This window comes from Streptomyces sp. NRRL F-5123, from assembly GCF_000721495.1.
In the GTDB taxonomy this organism is placed as follows: Bacteria; Actinomycetota; Actinomycetes; order Streptomycetales; family Streptomycetaceae; genus Actinacidiphila.
The window spans coordinates 1-21,445 of the sequence record NZ_JOHY01000070.1 but is presented as its reverse complement, the minus strand read 5'-3'; the positions used below and the strand labels follow the sequence as shown (position 1 = coordinate 21,445).

The 21,445-nt window shown below is 72.6% G+C and carries 23 protein-coding genes and 1 tRNA gene; 13 read left to right on the top strand and 11 right to left on the bottom strand.

Annotation, left to right across the window (positions count from 1 at the left end):
• The first annotated feature begins 17 nt into the window (after window positions 1-17).
• From IH54_RS0134585 to IH54_RS0134565, 5 genes are all read left to right on the top strand, one after another.
• Window positions 18-437 (top strand): Mov34/MPN/PAD-1 family protein, encoded by a 420-nt coding sequence (locus IH54_RS0134585; protein ID WP_031524693.1) that lies wholly within the window; start codon window positions 18-20, stop codon window positions 435-437.
• Window positions 438-496: 59 nt separating this feature from the next.
• On the top strand, window positions 497-610 hold the full coding sequence (locus IH54_RS47990; RefSeq protein ID WP_324607847.1) for a putative leader peptide: 114 nt from the start codon (window positions 497-499) through the stop codon (window positions 608-610).
• A gap of 159 nt (window positions 611-769) precedes the next feature.
• Window positions 770-1,048 carry a MoaD/ThiS family protein gene (locus IH54_RS0134575; protein WP_031524691.1) on the top strand — a complete coding sequence of 93 codons (279 nt, stop codon included), beginning with the start codon at window positions 770-772 and terminating at the stop codon, window positions 1,046-1,048.
• The gene (locus IH54_RS0134570) at window positions 1,048-1,998 is read left to right on the top strand and encodes a PLP-dependent cysteine synthase family protein (RefSeq protein ID WP_031524689.1); all 951 of its coding nucleotides are present in this window, start codon (window positions 1,048-1,050) and stop codon (window positions 1,996-1,998) included. The genes IH54_RS0134575 and IH54_RS0134570 overlap by 1 nt, the downstream gene beginning before the upstream one ends.
• Before the next feature lie 396 nt (window positions 1,999-2,394).
• A complete protein-coding gene (locus IH54_RS0134565) occupies window positions 2,395-3,147 on the top strand; it encodes an MBL fold metallo-hydrolase (protein ID WP_031524687.1) in 753 nt (250 codons plus the stop codon).
• 118 nt (window positions 3,148-3,265) lie between these two features.
• On the opposite strand, the gene IH54_RS0134560 is transcribed toward IH54_RS0134565, so the two are convergent.
• Complete coding sequence (locus IH54_RS0134560; protein ID WP_031524685.1) at window positions 3,266-4,537, bottom strand: PTS transporter subunit EIIC; 1,272 nt, start codon at window positions 4,535-4,537, stop codon at window positions 3,266-3,268.
• 182 nt (window positions 4,538-4,719) lie between these two features.
• Window positions 4,720-5,961, bottom strand: coding sequence for a PTS transporter subunit EIIC (locus IH54_RS0134555; RefSeq protein WP_420711818.1), 1,242 nt, complete (start codon window positions 5,959-5,961; stop codon window positions 4,720-4,722).
• Between the two features lie 261 nt (window positions 5,962-6,222).
• On the opposite strand from IH54_RS0134555, the gene IH54_RS0134550 reads away from it, so the two are divergent.
• The 3 genes from IH54_RS0134550 (at window position 6,223) to rdgB (ending at window position 8,394) form a co-directional block, all read left to right on the top strand.
• Window positions 6,223-6,456 carry a glucose PTS transporter subunit EIIB gene (locus tag IH54_RS0134550; protein ID WP_031524681.1) on the top strand — a complete coding sequence of 78 codons (234 nt, stop codon included), beginning with the start codon at window positions 6,223-6,225 and terminating at the stop codon, window positions 6,454-6,456.
• Between the two features lie 522 nt (window positions 6,457-6,978).
• Complete coding sequence (gene rph, locus IH54_RS0134545) at window positions 6,979-7,716, top strand: ribonuclease PH (RefSeq protein ID WP_031524679.1); 738 nt, start codon at window positions 6,979-6,981, stop codon at window positions 7,714-7,716.
• Between the two features lie 72 nt (window positions 7,717-7,788).
• Window positions 7,789-8,394, top strand: coding sequence for an RdgB/HAM1 family non-canonical purine NTP pyrophosphatase (gene rdgB / locus IH54_RS0134540; protein ID WP_031524677.1), 606 nt, complete (start codon window positions 7,789-7,791; stop codon window positions 8,392-8,394).
• 60 nt (window positions 8,395-8,454) lie between these two features.
• Here the strand turns inward: rdgB and IH54_RS0134535 are convergent.
• The 4 genes from IH54_RS0134535 to bcp all read right to left on the bottom strand — a co-directional run bounded on the left by IH54_RS0134535 (window position 8,455) and on the right by bcp (window position 10,385).
• Window positions 8,455-8,539 (bottom strand) — tRNA-Leu (locus IH54_RS0134535).
• A gap of 17 nt (window positions 8,540-8,556) precedes the next feature.
• Window positions 8,557-9,219, bottom strand: a complete 663-nt coding sequence (locus IH54_RS0134530; RefSeq protein ID WP_031524675.1) for an HNH endonuclease signature motif containing protein — start codon at window positions 9,217-9,219, stop codon at window positions 8,557-8,559.
• Window positions 9,216-9,842 carry an HNH endonuclease gene (locus IH54_RS0134525; RefSeq protein ID WP_031524672.1) on the bottom strand — a complete coding sequence of 209 codons (627 nt, stop codon included), beginning with the start codon at window positions 9,840-9,842 and terminating at the stop codon, window positions 9,216-9,218. Before IH54_RS0134525 ends, IH54_RS0134530 begins: the two co-directional genes overlap by 4 nt.
• Window positions 9,843-9,917: 75 nt before the next feature.
• Window positions 9,918-10,385: a thioredoxin-dependent thiol peroxidase gene (gene bcp, locus IH54_RS0134520; RefSeq protein ID WP_031524670.1), complete on the bottom strand. Its 468-nt coding sequence runs from the start codon at window positions 10,383-10,385 to the stop codon at window positions 9,918-9,920.
• A gap of 97 nt (window positions 10,386-10,482) precedes the next feature.
• Between bcp and IH54_RS0134515 the strand changes: the two genes are divergently transcribed.
• Complete coding sequence (locus IH54_RS0134515; RefSeq protein ID WP_031524667.1) at window positions 10,483-10,809, top strand: DUF3618 domain-containing protein; 327 nt, start codon at window positions 10,483-10,485, stop codon at window positions 10,807-10,809.
• 49 nt (window positions 10,810-10,858) lie between these two features.
• The gene (locus tag IH54_RS0134510) at window positions 10,859-11,161 is read left to right on the top strand and encodes a GroES family chaperonin (RefSeq protein ID WP_052398200.1); all 303 of its coding nucleotides are present in this window, start codon (window positions 10,859-10,861) and stop codon (window positions 11,159-11,161) included.
• 108 nt (window positions 11,162-11,269) lie between these two features.
• On the opposite strand, the gene IH54_RS0134505 is transcribed toward IH54_RS0134510, so the two are convergent.
• Genes IH54_RS0134505 through IH54_RS0134490 form a run of 4 tightly spaced genes read right to left on the bottom strand, consistent with a single transcriptional unit; the run spans window position 11,270 to window position 14,852 of the window.
• Complete coding sequence (locus tag IH54_RS0134505; protein ID WP_031524662.1) at window positions 11,270-12,130, bottom strand: GNAT family N-acetyltransferase; 861 nt, start codon at window positions 12,128-12,130, stop codon at window positions 11,270-11,272.
• 51 nt (window positions 12,131-12,181) lie between these two features.
• A complete protein-coding gene (locus tag IH54_RS0134500) occupies window positions 12,182-13,132 on the bottom strand; it encodes an ABC transporter ATP-binding protein (RefSeq protein WP_031524660.1) in 951 nt (316 codons plus the stop codon).
• A gap of 39 nt (window positions 13,133-13,171) precedes the next feature.
• A complete protein-coding gene (locus IH54_RS0134495; RefSeq protein WP_420711817.1) occupies window positions 13,172-14,056 on the bottom strand; it encodes an ABC transporter permease in 885 nt (294 codons plus the stop codon).
• On the bottom strand, window positions 14,049-14,852 hold the full coding sequence (locus tag IH54_RS0134490; protein ID WP_031524657.1) for an ABC transporter permease: 804 nt from the start codon (window positions 14,850-14,852) through the stop codon (window positions 14,049-14,051). Before IH54_RS0134490 ends, IH54_RS0134495 begins: the two co-directional genes overlap by 8 nt.
• A gap of 404 nt (window positions 14,853-15,256) precedes the next feature.
• On the opposite strand from IH54_RS0134490, the gene IH54_RS0134485 reads away from it, so the two are divergent.
• Window positions 15,257-17,521 carry a transglycosylase domain-containing protein gene (locus IH54_RS0134485; RefSeq protein WP_052398196.1) on the top strand — a complete coding sequence of 755 codons (2,265 nt, stop codon included), beginning with the start codon at window positions 15,257-15,259 and terminating at the stop codon, window positions 17,519-17,521.
• 88 nt (window positions 17,522-17,609) lie between these two features.
• Here IH54_RS0134485 and IH54_RS0134480 read toward each other — a convergent pair whose 3' ends face one another.
• Window positions 17,610-18,794, bottom strand: coding sequence for an aminotransferase class V-fold PLP-dependent enzyme (locus IH54_RS0134480; RefSeq protein WP_078862749.1), 1,185 nt, complete (start codon window positions 18,792-18,794; stop codon window positions 17,610-17,612).
• Between the two features lie 97 nt (window positions 18,795-18,891).
• Here IH54_RS0134480 and IH54_RS0134475 point away from each other — a divergent pair, with 97 nt between their 5' ends.
• Together IH54_RS0134475 and IH54_RS0134470 are read left to right on the top strand one after the other, a co-directional pair.
• Window positions 18,892-20,196: a DUF445 domain-containing protein gene (locus IH54_RS0134475; protein ID WP_052398195.1), complete on the top strand. Its 1,305-nt coding sequence runs from the start codon at window positions 18,892-18,894 to the stop codon at window positions 20,194-20,196.
• 184 nt (window positions 20,197-20,380) lie between these two features.
• Window positions 20,381-21,232, top strand: a complete 852-nt coding sequence (locus tag IH54_RS0134470; RefSeq protein ID WP_031524653.1) for a fumarylacetoacetate hydrolase family protein — start codon at window positions 20,381-20,383, stop codon at window positions 21,230-21,232.
• The last annotated feature ends 213 nt before the right edge of the window (window positions 21,233-21,445 follow it).

Here is a 21,445-nt window from a genome sequence, read left to right as displayed (position 1 = left end):
CGCTGTACTTTTCTTGCATGCTGACCATCACCCAGGAGCTGCACGACGCGATCGTGGCCCACGCCCGCGCCGACCACCCCGACGAGGCCTGCGGCATCGTGGCCGGCCCCGAGGGCAGCGGCCGCCCCGAGCGCTTCGTCCCCATGCTCAACGCCGCCCGCTCCCCGACCTTCTACGAGTTCGACTCCACCGACCTGCTCAAGCTCTACCGGGACATGGACGACCGGGACGAGGAGCCGGTGATCGTCTACCACTCGCACACCGCGACCGAGGCCTACCCCTCGCGCACCGACATCTCGTACGCCAACGAGCCCGGCGCGCACTACGTCCTGGTGTCCACCGCGGAGGAGTTTTCCGAGCCGCAGTTCCGCTCGTTCCGCATCGTGGACGGCACGGTGACCGAAGAGCCGGTCAAAGTAGTGGCTTCGTACGCCTGACGTCCCGGATACCGAGACGAGGCCCTGGGGCCGGTGGCGGGAATCGATACGATGAACCCATGGTTTCCTCCGACGTGAGCGACAATGCGCCGGGCTCGCTGCTCGTGGCGCGGCTGCACGTCGACCTGTGCCGCCGCACCAGCGCGGCGTGTCCGTCCGCCCCCGGCGACTGACGGCGCGCCCGCCCCGCCGCACGCGACCCCGGGGCCGCAGGACCCCGGGACCCGCACGACCGCACGAACCCCGTACGGCCCGCACAGCACCGCAGCCAGCCCGCGTCGCCACCGCGACACGAACTCCCGCATGCCCCACGCACTCACTGGAGCGAACGAATGGCCATCGAGGTCCGCATCCCCACCATCCTCCGCACCTACACCGACGGCGAGAAGGCCGTGGAAGGTACCGGCAGCACGCTCGACGAGCTGCTCACCGACCTCGACACCCGGCACGCCGGCCTGCGGGCCCGGGTCGTGGATGAGGGCGAGCTGCGCCGCTTCGTCAACGTCTACCTCAACGACGAGGACGTCCGCTTCCTCAAGGGCATCGCGACCGACGTCAAGGACGGCGACAGCGTGACGATCCTGCCCGCCGTCGCCGGGGGCATGGCCTGATGCGCTACGACAGTCCGCTGGCGGCGGTCGGCAACACCCCGCTGGTCCGCCTGCCGCGCCTGTCCCCGTCCGCCGAGGTGAGCGTGTGGGCGAAGCTGGAGGACCGCAACCCCACCGGCTCCGTCAAGGACCGCCCGGCCCTGTACATGATCGAGCAGGCCGAGGCGGACGGGCGGCTCACCCCCGGCTGCACCATCCTGGAGCCGACCTCCGGCAACACCGGCATCTCGCTCGCGATGGCCGCCCGCCTCAAGGGCTACCGCATCGTGTGCGTGATGCCGGAGAACACCTCCGCCGAGCGCCGCGAGCTGCTCACCATGTGGGGCGCCGAGATCATCTCCTCGCCCGCGGCCGGCGGCTCCAACACCGCCGTGCGCGTGGCCAAGGAGCTGGCCGCCGAGCACCCGGACTGGGTCATGCTCTACCAGTACGGCAACCCGGCCAACCCCGGCGCGCACTACGCCACCACCGGCCCGGAGATCCTCGCGGACCTCCCCACCATCACCCACTTCGTCGCAGGCCTCGGCACCACCGGCACCCTGATGGGCGTCGGCCGCTACCTGCGCGAGAAGGTGCCCGGCGTCCGCGTCGTCGCCGCCGAGCCGCGCTACGACGACCTGGTCTACGGCCTGCGCAACCTCGACGAGGGCTTCGTGCCCGAGCTCTACGACGAGTCCGTGCTGACCACCCGCTTCTCGGTCGGCTCCACGGACGCCGTCCGCCGCACCCGCGAACTCCTCGCCCAGGAGGGCATCTTCGCCGGCGTCTCCACCGGCGCCGCACTGCACGCCGCGCTCGGCGTCGCCGCCAAGGCGCAGCGCGCGGGCGAGCGCGCCGACGTCGTCTTCGTCGTCGCCGACGGCGGCTGGAAGTACCTCTCCACGGGCATCTACACCGCCCCCAGCGACGAGGCCGCCGTCGCCGCCCTGCACGGCCAGCTCTGGGCCTGAAGCCCCCGCGTGTCCCGGGGCGCCGGCCCCGGGACACGCCCGTGCCGGCCTCCCTACGGCCGGCGGGGCAGATCCCGCAGTGCCCGCCGGGCGCCGGCCTCGGACCACGGATCGGCCGGCGCTGCCCGCCCGGAGGTCCCGCACCCTCCGGGCGCCCGGGCGCCCGCTTCCGTGCCGACCCGGGCAACCCCGGACAACTGGGCCTAGCGCCTCCGGCCCGCCGAGGCCACGCCAAGACACCCGGACTGGTGATTCCGCCCACACACGGGTACCACGGTGGCCCCGCGCGGCGCAGCGCGCCTTACCCTCGCAGGACATGGCGGACCGCTTCCGCCAATACCCCCACGCCCTCAGGAATGGGGTGGATGCGGCGCGCCCACGGAGGTGTTTCCCGGAATGAAGCTCACCGTCGTCGGCTGCTCGGGTTCTTTCCCGTCCGCGGACTCGGCCTGTTCGAGCTATCTCGTCGAGGCGGACGGCTTCCGGCTGCTGATCGACATGGGGAACGGCGCCCTCGGCGAACTCCAGCGCCACGTCGGGCTGTACGACCTGGACGCCGTCGTGCTCAGCCATCTGCACGCCGACCACTGCATCGACATGTGCGGCTACTTCGTCGCCCGCTACTACCGGCACGACGGCGGCCCCGCCCCCGTCATCCCCGTCTACGGCCCGTCCGGCACCGAGCGGCGGCTCAACATCGCGTACGGCGACGTGCCCGACGAGAAGTGCATGAGCGAGGTCTTCGACTTCCGCACCCTCACCCCCGGCCGCTTCGCCCTCGGCCCCTTCGACGTCACCACCGACCTGGTCAGCCACCCCGTCGAGGCCTACGGCTTCCGGCTCGGCTACCAGGGCCGCACCCTCGCGTACTCCGGCGACACGGGCCCCTGCCAGGCCCTCGACACCCTCGCCGAGGGCGCCGACCTCTTCCTGTGCGAGGCGTCCTTCGTGCACGGCAAGGAGGACATCCCCGACCTCCACCTCAACGGCCTGGAGGCCGGCCGCATCGCCGACCGCGCGGGCGTCTCCCGCCTGGTGCTCACCCACATCCCGCCGTGGACCAGCCCGGCGGTCAACCTGCGCGACGCCCGCACCGCCTTCGACGGCCCCGTGGAACTGGCGAAGGCGGGCGCGGTCTACCAGCTGTAAGCCCAGCCGCCGGACCGCACCCGCCTCACACCCGCCCGCCCCCGGCACCCGGCAGGTGCGCAGCAGGTCCCCGCTGGTCTGTTCGGGGTCCTGGCCGGATGCCGTGGCGGGTGGTCGTCTACTTCGTGAGGTCCTCGATCTCCTCCTCGGGCTCGCGGCCCGGGGTCTTGAGGTCGAACTTGAGGATCGCGAACCGGAAGACCACGTAGTAGATCACCGCGAAGACCAGGCCGATCGGGATGATCAGCCAGGGCTTGGTGGCGTGGCTCCAGTTGATCGCGTAGTCGATCAGACCCGCGGAGAAGTTGAAGCCGGCGTGCACGCCCAGGCCCCACGTGATTGCCATCGACGCCGCGGTCAGCACGATGTGGATCAGGTACAGGATCGGCGCGATGAACATGAACGAGAACTCGATCGGCTCGGTGACACCGGTCACGAACGAGGTCAGGCCGATGGAGACCATCATGCCGAGGACGGCCTTGCGGCGCTCCGGGCGGGCGGTGTGCGCCATCGCCAGGGCCGCGGCCGGCAGGCCGAACATCATGATCGGGAAGAAACCGGACTGGAACATGCCCGCGGACGGGTCACCCGCGAGGAAGCGCGGGATGTCACCGTGAACGACCGTGCCGGAGGCGTCGGTGAAGTCGCCGATCTGGAACCAGGCCACCGCGTTGACGAACTGGTGCATGCCGACCGGGATCAGCGCGCGGTTCACGCCGCCGAAGATCGCGGCGCCGCCGGAGCCCAGACCGGTCATCCAGTTGCCGAAGTGCGTGATGCCCTCGCCGATCGGCTCCCAGACCAGGCCGAAGAAGACGCCGATGACCAGGCCGACGAAGGCCATCAGGATCGGGACGAGGCGGCGGCCGTTGAAGAAGCCGAGCCAGTCGGGCAGCTTCGTGCGGTGGAAGCGCTGCCACACGATCGCGGACAGCAGACCCATGATGATGCCGCCGAGGACGCCCGGATCGTTGTAGACCGCGGCGACGTCGATGCCCTTGTTGGCGGTGGTGTTGATGATCGCGTCGTGGACGGGGAAGGCCTGGAGCACCTTGGTGTAGACCAGGAAGCCGACCAGGGCGGCCAGCGCGGTCGAGCCGTCGGACTTCTTCGCGAAGCCGATGGCCACGCCTATGCAGAACAGCATCGGCAGGGCGCCGGTCAGCGCGCCGCCCGCATTGGCGAAGACGGACGCGACCTTGTCCCAGTGCAGGCCCTTCGCGCCGAAGACATCGTCCTGGCCCAGCCGGACCATGATGCCCGCCGCGGGCAGGACGGCGATCGGCAGCTGAAGGCTGCGGCCGACCTTTTGCAGCCCCTGGAAGAGGCCGGAGCCCCGCTTCTTTGCGGGGGCCGCCGGAGTGCCGGCGGTGGCCGTGGCCGTTGTCATCAGAATCCTCCGTGGTCTATACCACTCAGTGGTGTAGACCAGTTTTACACGACCCCTACGGGTAAAGGAATCCGCGCTTCCGGGTGCGCTGCGTCACACCGCTCACGCACAGCGAAGACCCCCTGGCCTGTTGACCAGGGGGTCTTACGTACGGTCCGAGCCGCCGTCACGCGGCGTGGCGGCTATTTGACGTTGTCGCGCTCCATCTCCTCGCCCAGCTCCTCCGGCTCGCGGCCCGGCGTTTTCAGATCGAAATGCAGGATCACCACGCGGAAGAGCACGTAGTACACGACAGCGAAGCCCGCGCCCACCACCAGGATCAGCCACGGCCTGGTCGCCAGGTTCCAGTTGATGACGTAGTCGATCAGGCCCGCCGAGAAGCTGAAGCCGTCCTTGATGCCCAGGCCCCAGCACAGCGCCATCGACACGCCCGTGAGCACCGCGTGGATCGCGTACAGCAGGGGCGCGATGAAGAGGAACGAGTACTCGATCGGCTCGGTGATGCCCGTCACGAAGGACGTCAGCGCGACCGACAGCATCAGGCCGCCGACCTCCTTGCGGCGGTGCGGCTTGGCGGTGTGCGTCATCGCCAGCGCGGCCGCGGGCAGCGCGAACATCATGATCGGGAAGAAGCCGGTCTGGAACTGGCCGGCGGTCGGGTCGCCGGCCAGGAAGCGCGGGATGTCGCCGTGCACGACGGTGCCGTCCGGCTTGGTGAAGTCGCCGAACTGGAACCACACGAAGGTGTTCAGGAACTGGTGCAGGCCCACTGTGAGCAGCGCGCGGTTGGCGACACCGAAGATGCCCGCGCCCCACGAGCCGAGGTCCACGAGCTCCTTGCTGAAGCTCGTCAGGCCGTCGCCGATCGGCGGCCAGATGAACAGGCAGACCACCGCGAAGGCGATGGCCACGCCCGCCATGATGATCGGGACGAGGCGTCGGCCGTTGAAGAAGCCGAGCCAGTCCGGGAGCTTCGTGCGGTGGAAGCGCTGCCAGAAGAAGGCGGTCAGCAGGCCCATCACGATGCCGCCGAAGACGCCCGGCGTCTGGAACTCCGCGAGCGTCGTTGTCCCGTCCTTGAGCGTGCACGCGCCCGCGAGCTGGCCGAGCTGGGTGTACGTGGAGCCCTGCGGGCAGTCCTTCGGGAAGCGGGTGAGGATGCCGAAGAAGACCAGGTAGCCGGCGACCGCGGCCAGCGCCGTCGAGCCGTCCGAGCGCTTCGCCATGCCGATGGCCACGCCCACGCAGAAGAGCAGGGGCAGGCCGAAGTTGCCGTCCAGCAGCGCGCCGCCCGCGCCCACGAAGACCTTCGCGACGCGGTCCCATCCGAGGCCGTCGGGACCGAAGACGTCGTTCTGGCCGAGCCGGTTGATGATGCCCGCGGCCGGGAGGACGGCGATCGGCAGCTGGAGGCTGCGGCCCATCTTCTGCAGGCCCTGGAAGAACCTGCTGCCCCAGCTGCGGCGTACGGGGCCGCTCGTGGCGGCGTCCGCGGCGCTCACCGGGCGGCTCCGCGGACCTGCTGCTCGCGTACAGTGGTGTAGACCACTTGAGGGTGCGGGTGACCGGCATCCATGATCGACATGGTGGTCCATGGGGCGGCCCACCGCCCGTGAAGCTGGGCCAACCGTGCGTTAACGTGACATTACGGACCCGCGGTGGGTCAGGGAAACAGGGAGACACCAATGGCCACCAAGGCAGAGAAGATCGTCGCCGGGCTCGGCGGAATCGACAACATCGAAGAGGTCGAGGGCTGCATCACGCGGCTCCGCACCGAGGTCCGCGACCCCGCGCTCGTCGACGAGGCCGCCCTCAAGGCCGCGGGCGCGCACGGCGTCGTGAAGATGGGCTCCGCCATCCAGGTCGTCATCGGCACCGACGCCGACCCGATCGCCGCGGACATCGAAGACATGATGTAACCCCGCCGGGGGCTGTGGCCGGGCCTGCACGCACCCCGCCGGGGGCTGCGCGCACCCCGCCGGGCCTGCACGTGCCCCGCCGGGGGCCGTGGCCGGACCCGCACGCACCCAGCCGGGCCCGCCCGGGCCCCGGCTCGCGGGCGGGGGCCCGCACAGCCCCTGCCCCGCCGGGCAACGAAATCCTTACCGCCCCCGCGGGGGAGGCCTCTTTCGCTTGCCGCGCAGACAACATTTCCGCGCCCCGCCGGGGAGGCGGGAAGGGCAGGCGCGCGGAAGGCTGCCGGGTCGCCCGGCGCACCTCCGCGCGCCGCTCCACGAAGACCCCCCGCGGGGCGCGGAGAAGATGTGCCTGCCCGGCAAGGCAAAGGGGAGCGGGGCGCACCCGGCGGGCAAGGGCGCGGGGCGCCCCCGGGAGACAAGGGGCGCGGGGTCCCCCCGGAAAGAGGCCGGGCGCACCCGGCGGGGTGCGGGGTCTCCCCGGGACCGGGGAGGGGCCCGGGCTCGCACGGATAGGGTGCGGGGATGTCACGTAACGACGGCCGCAGGCCGGATGAGCTTCGAACCGTCACCATCGAAAGAAGCTGGAGCAAGCACGCCGAAGGCTCCGTCCTCGTCGCCTTCGGCGACACCCGCGTCCTGTGCACGGCGAGCGCCACCCAGGGCGTCCCCCGCTGGCGCAAGGGCAGCGGCGAAGGCTGGGTCACCGCCGAGTACGCGATGCTGCCCCGCGCCACGAACACCCGCGGCGACCGCGAATCCGTCCGCGGCAAGATCGGCGGACGCACCCACGAGATCTCCCGCCTCATCGGCCGCTCCCTGCGCGCGGTCGTCGACTACAAGGCCCTCGGCGAGAACACCGTCGTCCTCGACTGCGACGTCCTCCAGGCCGACGGCGGCACCCGCACCGCCGCGATCACCGGCGCGTACGTCGCCCTCGCCGACGCGGTCACCTGGATGCAGCAGAACCACTTCATCAAGGCCAAGTCCCGCCCGCTGACCGGCACCGTCGCCGCCGTGAGCGTCGGCATCGTCGACAGCGTGCCGATGCTCGACCTCGCCTACACCGAGGACGTCCGCGCCGAGACCGACATGAACGTCGTCTGCACCGGCGACGGCCGCTTCGTCGAGGTCCAGGGCACCGCCGAGGGCCAGCCCTTCGACCGGGCCGAACTCGACGCGCTGCTCGCCCTCGCGGTCAACGGCTGCGCCGAGCTGACCGCCGCCCAGAAGGCGGCGCTCGAAGCCGTCACCGAGGCCTGACCCGGCCCGGGCGCGTACCGCGTACGCCCCCGTACGCGGTACGCGCCCGGCGCGCCCGGGATAATCGGACCCATGACGCGCCGCCTCGTACTCGCCACCCGCAACGCCCACAAGGTCATCGAACTGCGGGCGATCCTCGCCGGCACCGGACTCGACGTCGACCTCGTCGGCGCCGACGCCTACCCCGAGATCCCCGACGTCAAGGAGACCGGCGTCACCTTCGCGGAGAACGCGCTCCTCAAGGCGCACGCCCTCGCCCAGGCCACCGGCCTGCCCGCGGTCGCCGACGACTCCGGCCTGTGCGTGGACGTCCTCGGCGGCGCCCCCGGCATCTTCTCCGCCCGCTGGGCCGGCCGGCACGGCGACGACACCGCCAACCTCGACCTGCTCCTCGCCCAGCTCTCCGACATCGCCGACGAGCACCGTGCCGCCCACTTCGCCTGCGCCGCCGCCCTCGCCCTCCCCGACGGCACCACCCGCGTCGCCGAGGGCCGCCTGCCCGGCACCCTCCGCCACACCCCCGCCGGCACCGGCGGCTTCGGCTACGACCCCGTCCTCCAGCCCGACGGCGAGACCCGCACCTGCGCCGAGCTGACCCCGGACGAGAAGAACGCCATCAGCCACCGCGGCAAGGCCTTCCGCGCGCTGGCGCCGATGGTGGCGGAACTGCTGGGCTGAGCGCCGCCGGGCACACGGACGGCCTGCGCCTCGCGCTTGCGAGTCGCAGACCGTTCACGGTGCGGCGGAAGGGATTCGAACCCTCAAGCCCGGTCAAGGGCTACAGAACCTAAATCTGCTGCGTCAACCGTTGCGCCACCGCCGCCGGTAGGCCTCGCCATTCTAGCGGCGCCCACTTGGCCCCGGCCCTGCCCCGCGGCACCAGGTACTCGTGACCGCGTGGCAGTTGGGGCACAGCAGCCGCAGGTTCTCCAGCCGGTCGTCGCCACGGTCGCCGTTGACGTGGTCGACCTCCAGCGTCATCGGCCTCCCGCGCCACACCGGCCCCGTACCGCACTGCGCGCATACCTCCGCGACGCCCATCTGCGCCATGGCACGCCGGAGCACGACGGTCCGCGTCCGGCTGCCGTCCTCGCGCTTCACCAGCACCTCCGCCGCGGGCCGTACGCGTTTGGGCCCCGGCCTGCCGCGCTGGTGGGCCTGCCCGAGGAAATGCGTGTCGTCGATCCCCGCCGCCGCGATCTGCTCGCGCAGCCGCGCCCGCTCCCGGCCGTTGTCCGGTCGCCCCAGCCGCCGCAACGTTCCGGCGATCGAGACCGAGGCGGCGACGGCCTCCCGCACCTGCGCCGCGCTGGGCGCCTGCCGGCGATCTGCGCGGCGGAAATGCGACACGTCGATGCCGTGGTGGGCGAACCGGCGGATCAGATAACGGCCCAGCTTCGAGTACGGGGGCGTGCCGAGAAAGGCGATGACTTCGTCGATGTCGCGGCACCGGGCGGCGGCTTCCCGCAGCACGTCCGAGGAGTACCGCCGACCGCCGCTCACCGGCGCCGGCCGCGGTAGGTGTCGGTCGTGGCGTGGCAGTTGGGGCACAGCAGCCGCAGGTTTTCGCGGCGGTTGTTGCGCCAGTCGCCGTCCTCGTGGTCGACCTCCAGGGGGAGGGCACGGCCCTGCCAATACGGCTCCGTGCCGCACAGGGCACAGCGCTCGGGGACGCCGGACGCGCGCAGGGCGCGTTTGAGCTGGGCGCCGGGGAGGCGCCTGGGGTGGTCGGGGGGCAGCCGCGTCAGGACGTCGGCGGGGGTGCTCCGGCGCGGGCCGCGCGCGGGGGCGGGGGCGGTGAAGTGGGCCGTGCTGATCCCGAGGGCCCGTATCCGGCGGGTGATGTGGGTGTGGTGGCCGCCCGTCGCGTCGAGGCCCAGACGGCGCAGGGCGCCCGCGAGGGAGGTGGCCGCCGAGACGGCCGCCTCCAGGGCCTCCCGGCTCCAGCGGGTGCCCTCCCGCTCGAAGTGCGCGGTGCCTATCGCCAGGGTCCTGATGCGTTCCCGCAGGTACTTGCGCCGTGGCGCGTCCCGCGGGTCGACGCCGAGCGCGATGAGCGCCTCGGACAGGGTCCGTGCCGACGCGACTGCCTCGGCCAGCGCCTCCCGCGTGTACCTCGTACCCATCGCCACCCCCGTACCAGGACGTGTGTTCGCCCCCCGTACGGACCAACGACCCGCCCCGCCCCCGGTTACGGCTGCTCAGACGTCGAGGTCGCGGAGGAGTTTGGCCACGTGGCCCGTCGCGCGGACGTTGTAGAAGGCGTGGGCGATCGTGCCGGACTCGTCCACGACGAAGGTGGAGCGGATGACGCCCATGGTCTTCTTGCCGTAGTTCATCTTCTCGCCGTACGCGCCGTAGGCGGTGAGGGTGGCGCGGTCGGGGTCGGAGAGGAGGGTGACGCGGAGGGATTCCTTGGTGCGGAATTTGGCGAGCTTCTCGGGGGAGTCGGGGGAGATGCCGAGGACGTCGTAGCCGGCGGCGGCGAGCTGGTCCAGGTTGTCGGTGAAGTCGCAGGCCTGCTTGGTGCAGCCGGGGGTCATGGCGGCGGGGTAGAAGTAGACGATGACCTTGCGGCCGCGGTGGTCGGCCAGCGAGACGGGCTTGCCGTCGGCGTCCTGGAGGGTGAAGTCGGGGGCGGGGTCGCCGGGGGACAGGCGCTCGGCCATGGGGAAGCTCCTCAAACGGGGGTGCCGACGAGGCGCGGGCCGCGTCGAACTGACAGACTGTCCGAACGGTACCTAATCAGCCGATGGAGGATACGCGGTGTCGGACGACGTCAGGACGCCCGCTCAGATCGAGGCGGCCATCGCCCGCAGGCGGCAGGACCTCGCGGAGACGCTGGACGAGCTCGCGGTGCGGGTGCATCCGGCGACGATCGCGGCGGACACGAAGGCCAGGGCCATGTCCGCGGTGGACCGCACGGCGGGGCGCGCGTACACGAGGATCAACCAGGCGGTGGGGCGGGTCGCCGCGCCCTTCGTGGGGGCGGACGGCGCGCCGCGGCTGGAGCGCATCGTTCCGGCGGCGGTCGCGGGCGTGGCGCTGGTCGTGGTGGTGGGCGGTCTCTCGTCGTGGCGGCGCCGCCGGTAACGTCGTGCGGGTGAGTTCGAACAGTGAGCACGACAAGCTGCCCATCCGGATGCTGCACGACCGCGTCCTGGTGCGGCACGAGGCCGGCGAGGGCGAGCGCCGCAGCGGCGGCGGCATCCTGATCCCGGCGACCGCGGCGGTGGGCCGGCGGCTGGCGTGGGCCGAGGTCGTCGCGGTGGGGCAGAACGTACGGACGGTGGAGGTCGGCGACCGGGTCCTGTACGACCCGGAGGACCGGGCCGAGGTGGAGGTCCGCGGCGTGGCGTACGTCCTGATGCGCGAGCGCGACCTGCACGCGGTCGCCGCCGAGCGCCTGAAGGGCACCGACGACTCGACCGGGCTGTATCTGTGACCCGCTGACCCGCTGACCCGCTGACCCGCTGACCCGCTGACCGCTTCCCGGCGCCCCGGGCCGCACCGCGCGGCCCGGGGCGCCGCCGCCTTGTGTGCCGTGAAGCTCTCAGCCGAGTTCCAGCGTCGTCGTCGCGTACGTCGCCTCGCGGCGGGAGTACGGCTCCGGGCCCGTGTACATGCGGGTGAAGCGGGCGGTGGGGGCGAGGCCGCGGGAGGTCACCAGATCGAGTGCCGCCGCGTTGTGGTCGGGCACGTCCACGCACACCTCGGCGTCCTCCGGCAGGACGCCGGTGAGCGCGTCCAGCAGGGCCGCGGCGCCCTCGGGGGTGTCGGCGAAGAGCGGGCCGACGCGGTGGCCCTCGTGTGCGGCGCGGACGACGCCGTAGCCGGTGACGTGCCCGGCCTCGTCGAGCAGCACGCGGGCGGTGTGCCCGGCGGCGGTGAGCCAGCGGCTCAGGAAGGCGTGGCGTTCGGCGGGGAAGCACCTGCTGTCGTAGGCGCTGATGGCGTCGAGGTGGTAGGGCGTGACGGCGTCCACGGTGGTGCCGGCGGGCGCGGCGCCGGGGGCGCGGCGGGGGCGGCCGGTGTGCCGGATCTGGTCGTAGGCGGCGGTGAAGCCGGACCGCTCGTAGGTGGCGCGCTGCTCGGGCACCGCGTCGAGGCCGACGAGGCGGCCCTCGGCGTGCGGCATCGCGGCCTTCCAGGTGGCGATGCCGAGGCCGGTGCCGCGGTGGTCGGGGTGGACGAGGTAGAAGCCGAGGAAGGCGAAGTCGGGCGAGTAGGCCACGACGGAGACGGCGGAGACCACCCGGCCGCCGAGCCGCCCGACCAGGAAGCCGGCCGGGTCGGTGGGCCGGAAGCAGGCCGCGTCGCCGAGGCCGGGGTTCCAGCCCTCGGCCGCGCACCATCCGATGATCTCGTCCCAGTCGGCGGCCGTCGCCTCGGCGACGGTGAAGTCCTCCCGCACATGAACTCCCTTGTTCTCGGGTCCCGGCCCGCACGGACGGTGCCGGGGATGTTACGCCGCCCCGTACATCCGGGCGATGACATCTTCGATGGCGGGTTCGCGGACGGACAGGTCCACGAGCGGGTGGTCGGCGGCGAGTGCGGCGACGAGCGGGGCGGCGCTCTGTCCGGCGGGGAAGGCGAGCCACTGGCGCGGGCCCTCGCTGCGGACCCAGCGGGCGCCGGGGATGTCGACGGCGGGCAGTTCGCGGGCGAAGTCGACGACGAGGGTGCGTTCGGACTCGCCGGCGGCGTGCAGGCCGTCGAGGCCGCCGTCGTACATGAGCCGGCCGTGGTCGATGACCATGACGCGGCTGCACAGCGTCTCGATGTCGGTGAGGTCGTGGGTGGTGAGCAGGACGGTGGTGCCGCGGTCGGAGTTGACTGCGGCGAGGAACTCGCGGACCTTGGCCTTGCTGACGACGTCGAGGCCGATGGTGGGCTCGTCGAGGTAGAGCACGTCGGGGTCGTGCAGCAGTGCGGCCGCGATGTCGCCGCGCATCCGCTGGCCGAGCGAGAGCTGGCGTACGGGGACGTCGAGGAGCGGGCCGAGGTCGAGGAGGTCGACGCAGGCGTCGAGGTTGCGGGTGTAGCGGGGCTGCTCGATGCGGTACATGCGGCGGACCAGCTCGTAGGAGTCGCGCAGCGGCAGGTCCCACCACAAGGTGGTGCGCTGGCCGAAGACGACGCCGATGCGGCGGGCGAGCCGGGTGCGGTCGCGGGCGGGGTCGATGCCGGCGACGCGGACGGTGCCGCCGCTGGGGGTGAGGATGCCGGTGAGCATCTTGATGGTGGTGGACTTGCCGGCGCCGTTGGGGCCGATGTAGCCGACCATCTGGCCGCGCGGCACGGTGAAGGCCAGGCCGTCGACGGCTCTGACCTGGTGGCGTTCGCGGCGCAGGGCGCGGCCGGGGACCTTGCGGGTCACGTCGAAGACCTTCTCCAGGCCCTCGACGGCGATCATGGGTGCGGCGCCCGAGGCGGGGGTGTCGGTCAACGGATCTCAGCTCCCGGTACTGCGGTAGGAACGGACGCCGGCGCGCCAGGCGAGCCCGGCGAGCGCGCAGCACAGCACGGCGACGGGCGCGCCGAGGTAGTCGGCCCAGCCGGGCAGGCCGAGCGGGTCGGGCCGGCCGAGGATGTGCAGCACGGGCATCCAGTTGACGAAGGCGAGGGGGACGACGAAGGTCACCCCGCGCACCAGTTCCCGGCCGAAGATGCCGGGCGGGTACTGGAGCAGCGTGTTGCCGCCGTAGGTCACGGAGTTCTGGACCTCGGAGGCGTCGCCGGCCCAGAACTGGAAGGCGGCTCCGGCGACGAAGACGGCGCAGAAGATGGCGGTCCCGGCGAGCAGGGTGACGGCGAGCAGCGCGGCCCGGCCCGCCGTCCAGTCGGTGTCCACCCGCAGCACTCCCCAGCCGAGCACGGCGAGGCCCTGGGTGACGCGGCCGAGGCGGCGCAGCGCGAAGCGGTCGGCGGCGACCTGGGCGACGAGTGGGGCGGGGCGCAGCAGCAGGACGTCGAAGGTGCCGTCGCGGACCCGGTCGCCGAGCGCCCCGGCGTTGCCGGCCAGCAGGTCGGACAGGCCGAAGGAGACGCTGGTGGTGCCGTAGAGCAGGGCGATCTCGGGCAGTCCGAAGCCGCCGAGGGCGTCGATGCGGGAGAACATCAGCACGATGGTGACGAAGTCGAGCGCGGTCGCGGCGAGGTTGCCGAGGGTGGTGAGGGCGAAGGACGTGCGGTAGGCCATGGTGGAGCGCATCCACATCCGCACGATCAGTCGGTAGGCGCGGACGCCCTCGCGTACGGCGAGGCGCTGCCGTACGGCCGCGGGGGCGGTGGTGGGCGGCTGTCCGGCGGCGGGCGGGGCCTGTGCGGTGTCAGCCACCCTGGACCACCACCCGGCGGGTCGCGGCGCCTTGGAGGAGCCGTCCGGCGGCCAGCAGCGCGGCGGCCCAGCCGGCCTGGACGGCGAGCGCCTGCGCCGCGCCGGCGCCGTGCCGGCGGCCGAGCAGCACGTCGGCGGGGGTCTGGAGCATGGCCGCCCAGGGCAGTGCCTGCGCGAGGCCGGCCAGGGCGCCGGGGAAGGCGTTGAGCGGCAGCAGCATGCCGGAGAAGAACAGCGCGACGATGCCGGCGATCTGCATGACGCCGGCCCCGTCCAGCAGCCAGAAGGCGCTGAGCGCGATGAGGTAGCGGATCGCGAAGCTCACCAGCAGGCCGAGGGCGACGGCGGCGGCGAACAGCAGCCAGGGCAGGAGGGTGCCGGGCAGGGCCAGGTCGAAGACGAGAGCGCCCGCGACGCCGGGCAGCACCCCGCGGCCGAGCAGCTGGAAGCAGGCCCGGCCGAGGTCGGAGGCCAGCCACCAGCCTTGCAGGTCGGCGGGCCGGTAGAGGTCGATCGCGATGGCGCCCGAGCTGATCCGGCCGATCATCTCGCGTTCGAAGCCGCCGCCCATCTGGGCCATGGGCGCGAGCAGGCCCTGCCCGATCCACACGTACGTCAGCGCCTGCGCCTCGCTGTAGCCGCCGAGGTGCGGGCGCTGGCTCCACAGGGCGATGTAGCTGTAGGAGATGATCAGTCCGAAGACCGTGTTGGTGACGACTCCGGCGGCCGTCGCGATGCGGTAGGTCGCATAGCGCCGGAAGCCGCGGACCATGACGGCAGCGTAGAAGCCGCCCATATCTTCCGCCTTTCTCCCTGTCCCCGCTCTCGGTGGTCGGCCCCCTCGCGGCGCCGTGAGATGCGGCACATCCCGAGGGAGACACAAGCGCAGGAGCCTAGTGCGCGGCGGGCCGTGCCTTCCACCGCTTTTCCCCGGCGTTTTCCGGGGTTCTCCGCCGATCTTCCGGCGGTTTCCCGCCGGGCCGGGCCCGGCGGGGTTTGACCGTCCTGTCACAGGCCTGTCACGGATGGGCGGCCGGTTGCCCGGACGGACGGGGGATGCGCCAGTGTGGGAGGAGTGTGCGCCCTGGGGCGTACGTACGATTACGGGAGTGTCCGTGCCGGTTCGGGACGGAATTCTCGGTGTTTTCTCGGTTTTCCGCCGCGGACAACCCCGGCGGCGGATGAGGAGTCCCTACTGATATGAGCGACGCGCACTTCGGGGCGGCGGGTGGCGCCGCGGGCGGTTCCGGCCGGGCCGGCCGTACGGGCTGGCGGCGGCTGGTGCCGACGTGGCGGGTGGTTCTGGGCACCTTCCTCGGTGTCATGGTGCTGCTGCTTGGCGGCTTCTTCCTGGGCTACGCGCTGGTGTCCATCCCGGACCCGAATGCCACGGCGGTCGCCCAGAGCAACGTCTACTACTACTCCGACGGCAAGACCGAGCTGTCCCGCGACGGCGCGGTCAACCGGCAGAACGTGTCGCTGTCCGAGGTCGCCAAGACCGCGCAGCACGCGGTGCTCTCCGCGGAGGACCGCAGTTTCTACCACGAGTCGGCGGTCAGCCCGAAGGCCATGGTGCGGGCGGCGTGGAACACGGCGACCGGCAAGGGCCGGCAGTCGGGTTCGACGATCACCCAGCAGTACGTGAAGAACTACTACCTGAACCAGAACCAGACGGCGTCGCGGAAGATCAAGGAATTCTTCATCGCGATCAAACTCGACCGCAACGTGACCAAGGACCAGATCCTCGAGGGCTATCTCAACACCAGCTACTACGGGCGGAACGCGTACGGGATCCAGGCCGCCTCGCAGGCCTATTTCCACAAGAACGCCTCGGACCTGACGGTCGCGGAAGGCGCGTACATCGCGACGCTGCTCAACGCCCCCAGCGAATTCGACCTCGCGGCCCACCCGGAGAACGCGACCGCGGCCAAGGCGCGCTGGAACTACGTCCTGGACGGCATGGTCAAGGAGCACTGGCTCAGCGCGTCCGAGCGGGCGGCGACGAAATTCCCTGCTGTCGGCGCGCCCACCCCGGTGGCGAGCAAGGCGGGTCAGCGCGGCTACATCATCGAGGCCGTCAACGACTACCTCGACGCGAACCACATCGTCGACGCCGACTCGCTGCGCCGCGGCGGCTACCGCATCGTCACCAGCATCCAGAAGGGCAAGGAGGACGACTTCGTCAAGGCGGCCCAGGCCCAGGTCTACGACAAGCTCGGCAAGAACAAGGCCGACGCGTACGTACGGGCCGGCGGGGTGTCCGTCGACCCTGCCACCGGCGAGGTCGTCGCCCTCTACGGCGGCATCGACTACACCAAGCAGTACGTGAGCAGCGCCACCAACTCCACGTACACCCCCGGCTCGACCTTCAAGCCCGTCATCCTCGCGGCCGCGCTCCAGCACGACTCCAGGACGCAGGACGGCAAGCGGATCACGCCGAAGACGGTCTACGAGGGCGACAACAAGCGGCCCGTCGTCGGACCGGACGGCCCCGTCGGCTACGCGCCGGAGAACGAGGACGGGCACAGCTACCCGCAGATCAACGTCACGCGCGCGATGGACAAGTCCGTCAACTCCGTCTACGCCCAGATGGCGCAGGACGTCGGCACGGACAAGGTCGTCGACACCGCGCACGACCTCGGCATGCCGGAGTCCGTGAAGATCCCGACGACGCCCGCGATGGCGCTCGGATCCTTCGGCGCCAGCCCGCTGGACATGGCGCAGGTCTACGCGACCCTCGCCAACCACGGCGAGGAGATCCCCTACACGCTGGTGAAGAAGGTCAGCAAGGACGGCGACGACCTGCCGCTGCCCGACCGCGAGGCGCACCAGACCGTGCCGCGGGACGTCGCCGACACCGTGACGCAGGTGCTGCGCAGCGTCGTGGAGAGCTCCGGCGGCACCGCGACCGTCGCGCAGGACTCCGGGTGGCCCTCGGCGGCCAAGACCGGCACCGCGGAGAACGACACGGCCGCGTGGTTCGCCGGCTACACCCCGAAGCTCGCCACCGTCGTGGCCCTCTTCGGCATGGACCCCGCCAACGGCAAGCAGAAACCGATGTACCACGCGATGCACACCGACCGCATCAACGGCGGGGGCCCGCCCGGCGCGGTCTGGGCCGACTACACCGCGGCCGCGCTCGACGGGGTGCCCGTCCGCGACTTCGACCTCGACACGGGCACCGACGTGCCGGCGCTGCCGCCGGTCACGGACGAGCCGTCCGACGAGCCGACGTCGTCGACGGGCGGGACGTCCGCGCCGCCCTCCCACAGCCCGCCGCCGCACTCCTCCCGTCCGCCGTCCTCCACCGGCACGGGCAAGCCCACGCACGAGCCGACCTCGCAGCCGCCTCCCACGTCGGAGCCGCCCCCGACCCAGCCGACGCTGGACCCCCTGGGCGGCTTGACCGGCGGCGGTGACTCGGGCGGCACGGCGGGCCCCGGCTCCGCCGGTGAAGGCGGGTAGCCCGCAGGCTGCCTCCTGAGGCTGTCCCGGGACCTTCTGCCGGTGGTGGGCCGGTCCCGGCGCGGACGGCGCCCGGCAGGGCGGCGGGTCACCCCCCGAGGGAGCGGAGGGCCTTCGCCACCTGGGGGGCCACCCACGCCGGGGTGGAGGCGTGCGGGGAGAGGCGGAGGGAGTCGGGGCGGACCGTGGGCGTCAGGCCCTGCGCGTGCAGGGCGGCGGCCACCTGCGCGGCGGGGACGCCCGGGAGGCGGAAGGACACGATGCCGGCCCGGCGGGTACGTACCGTCTCGGAGAGGACCTCCGCACCGGCGGCCCGTACGGCGTCGAGCAGCGCGTCGACCCGCGCGGCGACCGCGGACTCGATCGCCGCGACCCCCGCCGCCTCCACCACCTGGAGCGCCGCGGCGAACGCGGCCGCCGCGACCGGGCTGAGGTTCGTGAGGCTGAGACGCCCCGCCCCCGCGGCCGCCGGGTGCTCGGCGCCGTCGAAGAGGGCGACGTCCTCCACCCCCGTCCACCCGGTGAGCGTCGGCGCCAGCCGTTCGAGTGCGCGGTCGGACAGCGCCGCGAAGCCCGTCGACCAGCCGGCCCGCAGCCACTTCTGGCCGCCCGCGACGACGACGTCCGCCGCCTGCCAGGGCATCTCGACGACCCCGAAGCCCTGGATCGCGTCGACGACGAGCAGCCGGTCGGGCCCGATGACGTCGCGGATCGCGGCGAGGTCCGCGCGGTAGCCGGTGCGGAAGTCGACCGCGCTGAGGGAGACGGCGACGACGTCGGCGGTGAGAGCGTCCCGTACCGCCTCCGGCGTGGGCCGGCCGTGCGCGTCGCCGCGCAGCCAGCGCGGCTCGGCCAGGCCCGCGGCGGCGGCGCGGCGCCAGGGGTAGTGGTTGGCCGGGAAGTCGCCCTCGGGCACGAGCACCGTGCCGGAGGGGATGCCGAAGGCGGCCTGGAAGAGCCCGGTGGTGGTGTTGGGCAGCAGCACGGTGTGCTCGGCGTCCGTGCCGGCGAGCCGCGCGGCGGACTCGCGGGCCCGCAGGTCGGCCCGCATCAGGTCGTTGACGGTCGTGTGGTCGGCGCGCGCGGAGCGGCCCAGCGCCTCGGCGGTCGCGTCGAGCACGGGGCGCGAGGGCGGCCCGTAGCGGGCGAAGTCCAGGTAGCCCGCGGGGGCGTCGAAGAGCTCGGCGTAACCGGCGGGCGCACCGCCCGCGGCCGCGTCCCCGGCGGGTGCGTGGCCGGAGGGTGCGCCGCCGGCGTGCGTCACGTCGTCCATCAGGGTTGCGCTCCTGTCCGCGGGGCGGCGCGGGAGGCGCCGGGAACCCGCCGTTCGTTCCACTTCCGTCAGCGCTGGCGACAATACGCAGGTGGATATGCGGGCGAAGCAGGTGGACCAGGTGTCCGGGAGTGTCGTAGCGGCGGGCGCCGCCGATCCGGACGCGGACCGGCGCCGCGGGGTGCGCCGGATGAAGCTCATCGCGACCGGCTTCCTCGCGGTCGCGACCGCCGTCTACGCCCTGGCCAAGTGGGCGGACGCGAGCGGCGCGGGCACGTGGGCCGGCTACGTCGCCGCCGCGGCCGAGGCGGGCATGGTCGGCGCGATGGCGGACTGGTTCGCCGTCACCGCCCTCTTCCGCCACCCGCTGGGCCTGCCCATCCCGCACACCGCGATCATCCCCACCAAGAAGGACGCGCTCGGCGCGAGCCTCGGCGATTTCGTGGGGGAGAACTTCCTGTCCGCGGAGGTCGTACGGACCCGGCTGCGGGCCGTCGGCATCGGTTCCCGGCTCGCCGCGTGGGTCTCCGAGCCGGCCAACGCCGACCGCGTCACCGAGCAGGCCGCCGCGACGCTGCGCGGCCTGCTGACCGTGCTGCGCGACTCCGACGTCCAGGCCGTCGTGAGCGAGGCGATCACCCGGCGGGCCGCCGCCCAGGAGGTCGCCCCGGGACTCGGCAAGCTGCTGGAGCGCACGGTCGCCGACGGCGGCCACCGCCGCCTCGTCGACCTGGTGTGCGTGCGCGCCCGCGACTGGCTGGTCCAGCACTCCGACTCCGTCATGGCCGCAGTCCAGGGCGGCGCGCCCGGCTGGACCCCGCGCTTCGTCGACCGCAAGGTCGGCGAGCGCGTCTACAAGGAGCTGCTGCGCTTCGTCACCGAGATGAACGAGTCGCCCGAGCACCCCGCGCGCGGCGCCGTCGACCGGTTCCTGCGCGACTTCGCCGAGGAGCTGCAGACCGACCCCGACACCCGCGAGCGCGTCGAGCGCCTCAAGAACGACCTGCTCGCCCGTCCCGAGGTGCAGGAGCTGATCGCCTCGGTGTGGGGGTCGGTGCGCGCCATGATGGTCGCCGCCGCCGAGGACGAGCACAGCCAGCTGCGGACGCGGACGCGCGCCTCGCTGCTCACCCTCGGCCGCCGGATGTCCGCGGACCCGCGGCTGCGGGAGAAGGTCGACGGCTGGCTGGAGGACGCCGCGGTCTACCTCGTCACCACCTACCGCGACCAGATCACCGCGCTCATCAGCGAGACCGTCGCGGGCTGGGACGCGGAGCAGACCTCCCGCAAGATCGAGGCGCACGTCGGGCGCGACCTGCAGTTCATCCGCATCAACGGCACGGTCGTCGGGGCGCTCGTCGGCCTGCTCATCTACACCGTGTCGCGAGCGGTGGGCGGGTGAGGGCCATCCGACGTCTGGGCAGCCGTCAGAAGCGGACCTGATCCCACGTCCAGCCCGTGAACAGGGCTTGCGCGGATCCTCCGTCGGTCGGAGGATCGGACAGACATCCGATGACATCTCCGCCCTGCCGGAGGACGTGTGGCGTCCTCCGCCGCGGACACCCTAGGCACAACGGAGTACCCCTGTGAAGCTGCTGCGAGTCGGACCCGCCGGGGCGGAGCGCCCTGCCCTGCTCGACCAGGACGGAGTCGTGCGCGACCTCTCCGGGCTCGTCCCCGACATCGACGGCGCGCTGCTCGCCGACGCCGACGCCCTCGCCCGTGTCGCGGCCGCCGACACCGCCGCGCTGCCCGCGCTCGACGCGTCCCTGCGGATCGGGCCGCCGCTCGCCCGCATCGGCAAGATCGTCTGCATCGGCCTCAACTACCACGACCACGCCGCCGAGACGGGCGCGCAGGCGCCCGCCGAGCCGGTCGTCTTCATGAAGGCGCCCGACACCGTCGTCGGCCCCGACGACACCGTGCTCGTACCGCGCGGCAGCACCAAGACCGACTGGGAGGTCGAGCTCGCCGTCGTCATCGGCCGCGAGCTGCGGTACGCGGCGAGCCACGAGGAGGCGCTCGCCGCCGTCGCCGGGTACGCCGTCGCGCACGACGTCTCCGAGCGCGAGTTCCAGATCGAGCGGGGCGGCCAGTGGGACAAGGGCAAGAACTGCGAGACCTTCAACCCGCTCGGGCCGTGGCTCGTCACCGCGGACGAGGTCCCCGACCCGCAGGCGCTCTCGCTGCGGCTGTGGGTGAACGGGACGCTGCGGCAGGACGGTTCGACGCGGGACCAGATTTTCCCGGTCGCGGAGGTCGTCCGCTACCTCAGCCACTTCATGACGCTGTACCCGGGTGACGTCATCAACACGGGGACGCCGGCCGGCGTCGCGCTCGGGCAGCCCGAGCCCCGCCCGTACCTGCGGGCGGGTGACACGGTGGAGCTCACGATCGACGGGCTGGGGCGGCAGCGGCAGGTGTTGGCTTCGGCGTAGGGGCTGCGCTCCGGGGGTGGCTCTTGCGGTTTGCCGCGATCTTCCCAGCGTGGGGGCTGGTCGCGCCCACGCGGCGCCGGCCGCACATCAGATGCAGCCCCGCGCCCCTGGCGTTGCCCGGCGGGGCATCGCGCTGTCCGTGCGGGGGTGGGGTCGGGTGCCACTCCGGGGGTACCTCCTCGGAATGCGCGTTCGCCCTCTTCCCGAATTGGT

Excerpts from the sequence above, each read along its gene's own strand:
- IH54_RS0134570 (WP_031524689.1), top strand. The coding sequence starts at position 1,048 with ATGCGCTACGACAGTCCGCTGGCGGCGGTCGGCAACACCCCGCTGGTC.
- IH54_RS0134480 (WP_078862749.1), bottom strand. The coding sequence starts at position 18,794 with ATGGACGACGTGACGCACGCCGGCGGCGCACCCTCCGGCCACGCACCC.
- IH54_RS0134565 (WP_031524687.1), top strand. The coding sequence starts at position 2,395 with ATGAAGCTCACCGTCGTCGGCTGCTCGGGTTCTTTCCCGTCCGCGGAC.
- IH54_RS0134485 (WP_052398196.1), top strand. The coding sequence starts at position 15,257 with ATGAGCGACGCGCACTTCGGGGCGGCGGGTGGCGCCGCGGGCGGTTCC.
- IH54_RS0134575 (WP_031524691.1), top strand. The coding sequence starts at position 770 with ATGGCCATCGAGGTCCGCATCCCCACCATCCTCCGCACCTACACCGAC.
- IH54_RS0134550 (WP_031524681.1), top strand. The coding sequence starts at position 6,223 with ATGGCCACCAAGGCAGAGAAGATCGTCGCCGGGCTCGGCGGAATCGAC.
- rph (WP_031524679.1), top strand. The coding sequence starts at position 6,979 with ATGTCACGTAACGACGGCCGCAGGCCGGATGAGCTTCGAACCGTCACC.
- IH54_RS0134555 (WP_420711818.1), bottom strand. The coding sequence starts at position 5,961 with ATGGGCCGCAGCCTCCAGCTGCCGATCGCCGTCCTCCCGGCCGCGGGC.
- IH54_RS0134490 (WP_031524657.1), bottom strand. The coding sequence starts at position 14,852 with ATGGGCGGCTTCTACGCTGCCGTCATGGTCCGCGGCTTCCGGCGCTAT.
- IH54_RS0134510 (WP_052398200.1), top strand. The coding sequence starts at position 10,859 with ATGCTGCACGACCGCGTCCTGGTGCGGCACGAGGCCGGCGAGGGCGAG.
- IH54_RS0134475 (WP_052398195.1), top strand. The coding sequence starts at position 18,892 with ATGCGGGCGAAGCAGGTGGACCAGGTGTCCGGGAGTGTCGTAGCGGCG.
- IH54_RS0134560 (WP_031524685.1), bottom strand. The coding sequence starts at position 4,537 with ATGACAACGGCCACGGCCACCGCCGGCACTCCGGCGGCCCCCGCAAAG.
- IH54_RS0134585 (WP_031524693.1), top strand. The coding sequence starts at position 18 with ATGCTGACCATCACCCAGGAGCTGCACGACGCGATCGTGGCCCACGCC.
- IH54_RS0134500 (WP_031524660.1), bottom strand. The coding sequence starts at position 13,132 with ATGATCGCCGTCGAGGGCCTGGAGAAGGTCTTCGACGTGACCCGCAAG.
- bcp (WP_031524670.1), bottom strand. The coding sequence starts at position 10,385 with ATGGCCGAGCGCCTGTCCCCCGGCGACCCCGCCCCCGACTTCACCCTC.
- IH54_RS0134525 (WP_031524672.1), bottom strand. The coding sequence starts at position 9,842 with ATGGGTACGAGGTACACGCGGGAGGCGCTGGCCGAGGCAGTCGCGTCG.
- rdgB (WP_031524677.1), top strand. The coding sequence starts at position 7,789 with ATGACGCGCCGCCTCGTACTCGCCACCCGCAACGCCCACAAGGTCATC.
- IH54_RS47990 (WP_324607847.1), top strand. The coding sequence starts at position 497 with ATGGTTTCCTCCGACGTGAGCGACAATGCGCCGGGCTCGCTGCTCGTG.